This is a genomic window from Limnospira sp. PMC 289.06 (assembly GCF_032350395.1).
Taxonomy (GTDB): Bacteria; Cyanobacteriota; Cyanobacteriia; order Cyanobacteriales; family Microcoleaceae; genus Limnospira; species Limnospira platensis.
The window spans coordinates 1-331 of the sequence record NZ_JARPLC010000549.1; the positions used below are offsets into that span (position 1 = coordinate 1).

A 331-nucleotide genomic window follows, 5' to 3' on the forward strand; every position below is an offset into this window, starting at 1 on the left:
ATTTCACCCAATTTCGACCTCAAATAACGCGCCCAATGTAGGGGCGGGTGCAGCAGTCAGCCATCGAACACACCAGCCAGTTATATACACCCGCCCTTTCCCCGCCGCCGTTTTGAACAGGTGGTGCGATCGCCATTTCACCCAATTTCGACCTCAAATAACGCGCCCAATGTAGGGGCGGGTGCAGCAGTCAGCCATCGAACACACCAGCCAATTATATACACCCGCCCTTTCCCCACGACGGTTTTGGGTGGTGCGATCGCATTTTCAGCCAATTTCACCCAATTTCGACCTCGAATAACGCGCCCAATGTAATGTAGGGGCGGGTGCG

Annotated in this window: 1 protein-coding gene; it reads right to left on the reverse strand. The window is 54.7% G+C overall.

All coding sequences use genetic code 11. The features are described from left to right. Positions 1-137 precede the first annotated feature (137 nt). On the reverse strand, positions 138-331 hold a 194-nt coding region (locus tag P5674_RS26220; protein ID WP_315670525.1), incomplete at its 5' end, for a hypothetical protein.